The organism is Salmonella sp. NW645 (assembly GCF_051703725.1).
In the GTDB taxonomy this organism is placed as follows: domain Bacteria; phylum Pseudomonadota; class Gammaproteobacteria; order Enterobacterales; family Enterobacteriaceae; genus Salmonella; species Salmonella enterica.
In genome coordinates, this window is the sequence record NZ_JAMMKR010000004.1 from 459,993 (window position 1) to 466,694 (window position 6,702).

At 47.1% G+C, this 6,702-nt stretch carries 6 protein-coding genes; 2 read left to right on the forward strand and 4 right to left on the reverse strand.

What is annotated here, in order from left to right:
* Nucleotides 1-71: 71 nt before the first annotated feature.
* Nucleotides 72-1,031, reverse strand: coding sequence for a type III secretion system effector SopD2 (gene sopD2, locus NA389_RS11825; RefSeq protein ID WP_001145550.1), 960 nt, complete (start codon nucleotides 1,029-1,031; stop codon nucleotides 72-74).
* Nucleotides 1,032-1,218: 187 nt separating this feature from the next.
* On the opposite strand from sopD2, the gene NA389_RS11830 reads away from it, so the two are divergent.
* Nucleotides 1,219-1,488, forward strand: coding sequence for a cytoplasmic protein (locus tag NA389_RS11830; RefSeq protein ID WP_077905952.1), 270 nt, complete (start codon nucleotides 1,219-1,221; stop codon nucleotides 1,486-1,488).
* Between the two features lie 118 nt (nucleotides 1,489-1,606).
* Complete coding sequence (gene pflA / locus NA389_RS11835) at nucleotides 1,607-2,404, forward strand: pyruvate formate lyase 1-activating protein (protein WP_000067928.1); 798 nt, start codon at nucleotides 1,607-1,609, stop codon at nucleotides 2,402-2,404.
* Nucleotides 2,405-2,685: 281 nt separating this feature from the next.
* Here the strand turns inward: pflA and NA389_RS11840 are convergent, their stop codons facing one another.
* From NA389_RS11840 to NA389_RS11850, 3 genes are all read right to left on the reverse strand, one after another.
* Complete coding sequence (locus tag NA389_RS11840) at nucleotides 2,686-4,107, reverse strand: APC family permease (protein ID WP_001134260.1); 1,422 nt, start codon at nucleotides 4,105-4,107, stop codon at nucleotides 2,686-2,688.
* A gap of 217 nt (nucleotides 4,108-4,324) precedes the next feature.
* Entirely contained in the window at nucleotides 4,325-5,473 is a 1,149-nt protein-coding gene (locus tag NA389_RS11845; protein ID WP_061377723.1) for an MFS transporter, read from the reverse strand.
* Nucleotides 5,474-5,822: 349 nt separating this feature from the next.
* Complete coding sequence (locus NA389_RS11850; protein WP_000534681.1) at nucleotides 5,823-6,686, reverse strand: dimethyl sulfoxide reductase anchor subunit family protein; 864 nt, start codon at nucleotides 6,684-6,686, stop codon at nucleotides 5,823-5,825.
* Between the last annotated feature and the right edge of the window lie 16 nt (nucleotides 6,687-6,702).

Consider the following 6,702-nt stretch of genomic DNA (forward strand, 5'->3'; position numbering starts at 1 on the left):
GGTTTGACTGAAATTACGCCATAAAAAGCGTACAAAAAAAAGGCTCCATGTCAGTGGGGCCTTTTTAATTTTTATAAAAGCATATTGCGACAACAAGAACCTTCACTTATAAATAAAGTGTTATTATGTGATCTATATATTCTTCTCAGAATAGCATCAATTTCTCTTTTATTATTTTGATAATCATCATAATCCTTATTTAATACAGTAGAAAACAGCATGGTGTTAGCTTCTTTAAAATCACATGACAATGACGGTATATATCCATGTAGCAGATAGATAAGTGTTGGATGAAGCATATCAAACAGGACTTCTCCCTCTAATTCCCAGTAACCTATTTTACAAAATTGGGTATGAATACCAAAAGACCCCATTTGAAGACAGCGTAGTTTATCCATCTCATCCTCAGTAAGCGTACCATTCCATTCAACACATTCCATTTTTCGATCTTCTCCAGATCGCATAAGCTTATAAACTTCATCCTTAATGTCATCATCCTCATTAACTTCCTGCCTAAGGTCAAAAGCAAAGTTTTCTAATAATTCTGGATAGCAAGCAATTTTTTCTCCATACTTAATACATACTTTAAAAAACAACTCTTCTTCATCTTCTTCCATCACTTTAAAAATACAGTTTTCTGAAATGTTGAGGATACGATGCAAATTACATTTATCAATAACCTTGCCATCAATCTCAAATAAAACTTGTGTCTGATTCATATCAAAACGCATAACAAAGCGGTCTTGTTGAGATGGATTAGCATATTGTTTTAATTGTGCAAAGGCATATATCTTCTCCATGCCGACTGTATCAACATTAAGTTCAGCTTGATTTTCACGTTCACATCCATGGATGAGTGTATATAATACCTCCAGCACCTCTCTTTTTTTGTGTGTTCTGAAATATTCCTTAAATCTATCCCATACCCCCATGTATAGCGCTTCTTCTTTATCAGGACTCATCAAACGGGCTAGCCGTGAAGTATTAATTTCATAGTGATGACGATTACCAAAACTTAACGTAACTGGCATAATAACTCCCTTGATTATTTACCGCGAAAGCAAAATCCAATCCGTTGCTCTCATTTTTTGATTAAAGCCACACTCTATTTAAGAGATTGAATCAGTCCGGCTTTAGAAATGGCATCAGATTTTCACCTGATAACACGTTGAATGCGACGCCAGGCGCTGGACAGCGCATAACGTTCTTTGGACGCATCTGAATTATGTTGAGAATTATTTTCGTTCTGACCACAACAAAACGGCGCCAACCATTCGAAAAAAGAGGCGGATCATAAACAGCAAAACCAGGACGCTATGGATGATACACTTACAGTATGTATTGCGGTTGAGGCGTTACGAGCTGATGAATGAGCCAGAATTTCTGGCGGTGCAAGTTATGCAGCATAGATTTGCCGTATATTTTATACTGAATAGAGGTAAAATAGCTCCATTGCAGCACATTCTGGAACAGCCACACATTCTGTAGTCCAAAATTTACGCTCGCAGTACCGCTTTTTTACAGGATGCAACCCCCTTACCAGGGTGCTCAACATGCCCGGAATGTGTCCATAAACCCCATGTTATTTAGAGCTAGCCGAAGCGATATGAGTAACTTAACCGATTGTATTACAAATGAAAGTGTTGCAGTAACTGCTGATAAAAAGCCGGTTATTGGTCGCATTCACTCCTTTGAGTCCTGTGGCACCGTTGATGGCCCAGGCATCCGCTTTATTACCTTTTTCCAGGGCTGCCTGATGCGCTGCCTGTATTGCCATAACCGCGACACATGGGATACGCATGGCGGTAAAGAAATCACCGTTGAAGACTTAATGAAAGAGGTGGTGACCTATCGGCATTTTATGAATGCTTCTGGCGGCGGCGTGACGGCATCCGGCGGCGAGGCCATTTTGCAGGCAGAATTTGTACGCGACTGGTTTCGCGCCTGTAAAAAAGAAGGTATCCACACCTGTCTCGACACCAACGGCTTTGTGCGCCGTTATGACCCAGTGATTGATGAACTGCTGGACGTTACCGATCTGGTGATGCTCGATCTCAAGCAGATGAATGATGAGATCCACCAGAATCTGGTCGGTGTCTCTAATCACCGGACGCTGGAATTCGCTCAGTATTTATCAAAGAAAAATGTGAAGGTCTGGATCCGTTACGTTGTCGTTCCCGGCTGGTCTGACGACGATGATTCCGCGCATCGCCTGGGTGAGTTTACCCGCGATATGGGGAATGTCGAAAAAATCGAACTGCTGCCCTATCATGAGCTGGGCAAACATAAATGGGTGGCAATGGGCGAAGAATATAAACTGGATGGCGTGAAGCCGCCTAAAAAAGAGACCATGGAGCGTGTGAAGGGCATTCTTGAGCAGTATGGTCATAAAGTGATGTATTAATCGCCTGCTATCTTATCCGCTTTTAAACGGCTACCCGTGACGGTAGCCGTTTTGCTGTCTGGATAACGCTCTTACCGCTAAAATACCCGACTCCGCCGTCAGACAGGCCTGGTTAACAATATTGCGCTTACCAGGTATTACGCTTATCTGCTGCTGGGTTGAAGGTCTGACAACTATTGCTGACCCGGTGCCTGTTAATACCATGGTCTCCGCCTGGAACCCAGGCACCTGTGACCTTAAAAGGCGCTCGCCTGACAGGAGCGCCGTGGAAAAGAGCGTCGTTATGTGTTTCTACGCGCCAGCAGTGGGAAAATTAATCCCAACCCGACCAGGACAAAAGGCGTCACGATGTTCAACGTCAGCTGGAATGTCCACTCCGGTGTGAACGCCTCCATTTTGGGGAAAATACCGGTAAGGCAGGCAAACGCGGTGAAGGCAAAACACCATATTCCCACAGTTAACGCCAACGCCCGGTTGCGAATAAACACATATTCGGGTTTGTACTTTTGCGCCAGTCGAATGACAGCAATAAAGGCGACAAATACCCACAGATAGCGCAGCGGCATAACAACTGAGTTGAGATTAAGCAGCCATTTGTACAGGTTGTTCATATCGCCGATGCCAAGCGTTGGCAACATAATCAAGATAGCGACCAACACCAATGTCAGCAAATAACCGTTAACTGGCGTACCTGAAGCGTTAGTACGACATAAGCGCTGCGGGATATATTTACTGTCTGCATCACCCAGCAATACTTTTAGTGGCGCATCAATAGAAAACACCAGCGCGGCGATTTGCCCCAGAGTATTGGCAATGGCATAAATCACCATTAATGAATTACCCATATGGTAATACTCACCCAATTTCTGGAATGCATAATATTGCCCATTGGTCATTAAATCGTCAGGTATATGCCGGGAATCAAACATCATTCCCATCGCCAACGAACCGAGGATAGCGCAGACCGCAACCATGACGGCTAAAAAGAGCATCCCCTTCGGAAATTCTTTTCCTGGATTCCGCGTCTGGTTGACATAAGGCGAGATCTTCTCTGCCCCACCAACCGCAAAGACCAACATAGAGATAGTGGTGATATAGGTAAAATCGATATGAGGAATAAATGACTGCCAGGTGATGTTTGCGGTCGCAATTTCAACGTTTGTAATTGCTGGCGCGGTCACTGCCATCACAACATATAAAATTGACATGATAAACATGGCAATCCCGGCCACAGACCCAACAACCTTTAGCGATTTCATCCCCCTGGAAGCAACCCACATAAAGAAAACAAACAATGCCAGCGTCAGCCCCTGCAAGGCAACGACGGTATATTCTTTTATCAACGAGCCGTCGCCTTTTAAAGCCCATCCCAATGCAATGAGTATCGCCTGCGGCTTTTGCGCCAGGTAGGGAATATGCACGACCCAATAAGTCCATGCCGCAAGGTAAGCCAACCCCGGCCCCATCGTATGCTTAATCCAGGTACTGACGCCCCCTTTTCCCTCTTTGAAGGTTGAGCCCAGTTGCCCCACGATTAAGGCATAAGGAATAAAATAGAGCGCAAAAATAAACACCCAGGAGAAGACAACCACTAACCCCTGGTTAGCATAGTTATTGACAACATTGCCGAATCCCCAAACGGTAATAAACGACATCAGGGCGATGTTGTACCATCGCAACTGTTTTTCCTGCACATTCGGCATAACGCGATCCTTCGTGAACACAATGCTATTACTATAAATGAAGCGGGGGATTATGCGCGGTAAAGACGAAGAGAGAAAATAGAGGAGCGCAAAATTATAACCTTCGGCACATTTTATTTTTCAGTAAAGCAAGAAAATTATGTAGGTCAATTATTTTACGTAAAACATAAACAAAGAGTATGCAAGACTCACGTCCTGCATACGATTCAGAGAACAGTTAGATGTGGGCGACAGGATTGGGCGTCTGACCGGCGTTACGTAACAGCATCAGCAGATAAATAAACGATACGCTGGCGATCATAATAAACAGCAGATTATCTGAATAATTCTGCATTAACATCGCAGCAAAAGACGGCCCCAACAGGCTCCCTACTGTATAACTTAACAACAGCGCCTGGTTCATTGCCACAAGCTGGTGATGTTCGACTTTTTCACAGGCCCAGGCCATTGCGACGGGATAAAGCGTAAAACCCGCCGCCCCCAGAATAAACAGAGCTGGCACCATCGCCGCCTGGGTTAACATGGCAATACTACCGAGTATGACAACGAATACCTGTACGCGTAACACCAGCAAGCGACCAAATTTGTCCGCCAGACGTCCCATTGGCCATTGCCCCAAAATGCCGGCGCTCACCAGCACCGCCATCCAGAAACCGATGCTGGCGTTAGCCATCCCCTGATGCTTCAGATATAACGGCATCAGGCCATATAATGAACCAAGAACAATGCCGGAAATAATGCAACCATTCACGCCAAGACGCGCCTGGCGTAGCTTCAGCATGGCGCTAATAGAAGAGGAATGACGTGCCTGCGTTTGCTGATTTACAATTCGGGTAAAGAGTAGCGGCAGAATTCCCGCCAGAATCATTCCGGTCACCCAAGGAAGGACGTGCAGCAATTCACCAGATACTTTACTGACCAATAATTGTCCAAGGAAGGTCCCCATGTAATAGACCATCATATAGGCAGCCAGCAGGCGCCCGCGATTATGCGAGGTTCCGCTGCACATCAACGCGCTTTCGACAACCACCCAAATCATAGCGCAGCCGATACCGGCAATAAAACGCCAGCTCATCCAGCTCCAGAACCCCACCATCACGCCCAACCCGACACAACCCGCGGCGAAGATCAGCGAGGCAAGATAATAGCTACGGTTAAACCCAATGCGTTTAATTAAATACCCGGTAAATAACGTCCCGACCAGATTGCCGGTAAAATAAGACGAGCTGACCATCCCCACCTGCCAGGTCGGAAGGTTTGCCTGAGCAAGCCACAGCGGCACAAGCGTATTCAGTACCGCAATGGCCAGGGTCAACAAAAGTAGCCCGCACAGCAAAAGCATGACGGGACGGGTATAGGTGGACATGAATAAAAACCGTGAGGAAGTTCAAATTTCATGCGCATCATGCCATCGCCAAAAACATTGTCAATCGGCTCCGCATGGGCGATCCGCAAGTTTTGAGACTATCGATTTGATTTACTTATTCTGCACGTGAATATATTAAAAGGCTAAAAAATCATCCCCTTGTTTTTATTGATCTAACCCGCAAAATCGGCGTTTTGTTCAGTCGAAAAATTTCATGGTTCCTTTAGCTTCGTTTTCTTCTCTATGGATTTATATGCACCTTCTCCGCCCCGGTTATATCCCTTAAATTGATGGCGGCTAAAGGCGTATTCGGCCTGCACGTTCTGCAGGCCGAATACGCGTCAACGCGTTAGCTGGCTACCGCCATGCCCACGGTCATATGCAGCCCATAGAATACGCCGCGGCCAATCAATTCCCCCGCCAGCATCAGAATGAAGGCGACAGAGAGCAACGGTACCGCAGGTTGATACCCTTTTAACTGTGGCACAATCCAGCAGCACAACGCCGCCGCAAGCAGCACCATACGCCAGGCCATCAGCGAGCCATAATCCGGCACCAGAGCAGACGCCTGCTGAATGGAACTGTGAATCGTCGCCAGTTCCGCGCCCTGCATGGCCACCATAATGGCAATAACCACCAGCGCCAGCACCGACACCGCAGGCAACAGACGCATCGCCCAACCGTTCACGCCCGCGATGCGCAGCAGCAGATAACCCAGTAGCGGCCCCCCCATAAAGAGCGTCAGGAAGAAGCCCAGCGGCGTCCAGACGCTATACCAAGTCGGTACTGTATCGATGCTGTTATAGACGCGTACCATCATCCAGACGAAGACGACGCCCAGTACCATCGTGATAATCAGCCAGAGTGTGCGCAGTGCCGGCGGCAGCTTTTTCAGTACCGCCAACAGCCAGCCAATCCCGCCGACCGCAAAAAACACCGAGCCACTGGCAATTTCATTGCTCAGTGCGGAAGCACCCACGCGGTTAAGCGAGTTAAACGCGCGCATCGGCGAGCCCAGATGCAGCATCGAGGCGATAAAGCCAATCCCCATCAGCACCCACAGACCAAACATACAGGCGATCACCCGCTGCTGCGTTTCCGCGCGCAGGTCGCCCTTCATCAGCGCCAGAGCCAGAACAATAAAACCACCGGCCACGCACTGACCAAAGACCGTGAAGATCATCAACGGCCATTCATGCCATCCACTTCCCATCTTATACCTCCTTCGG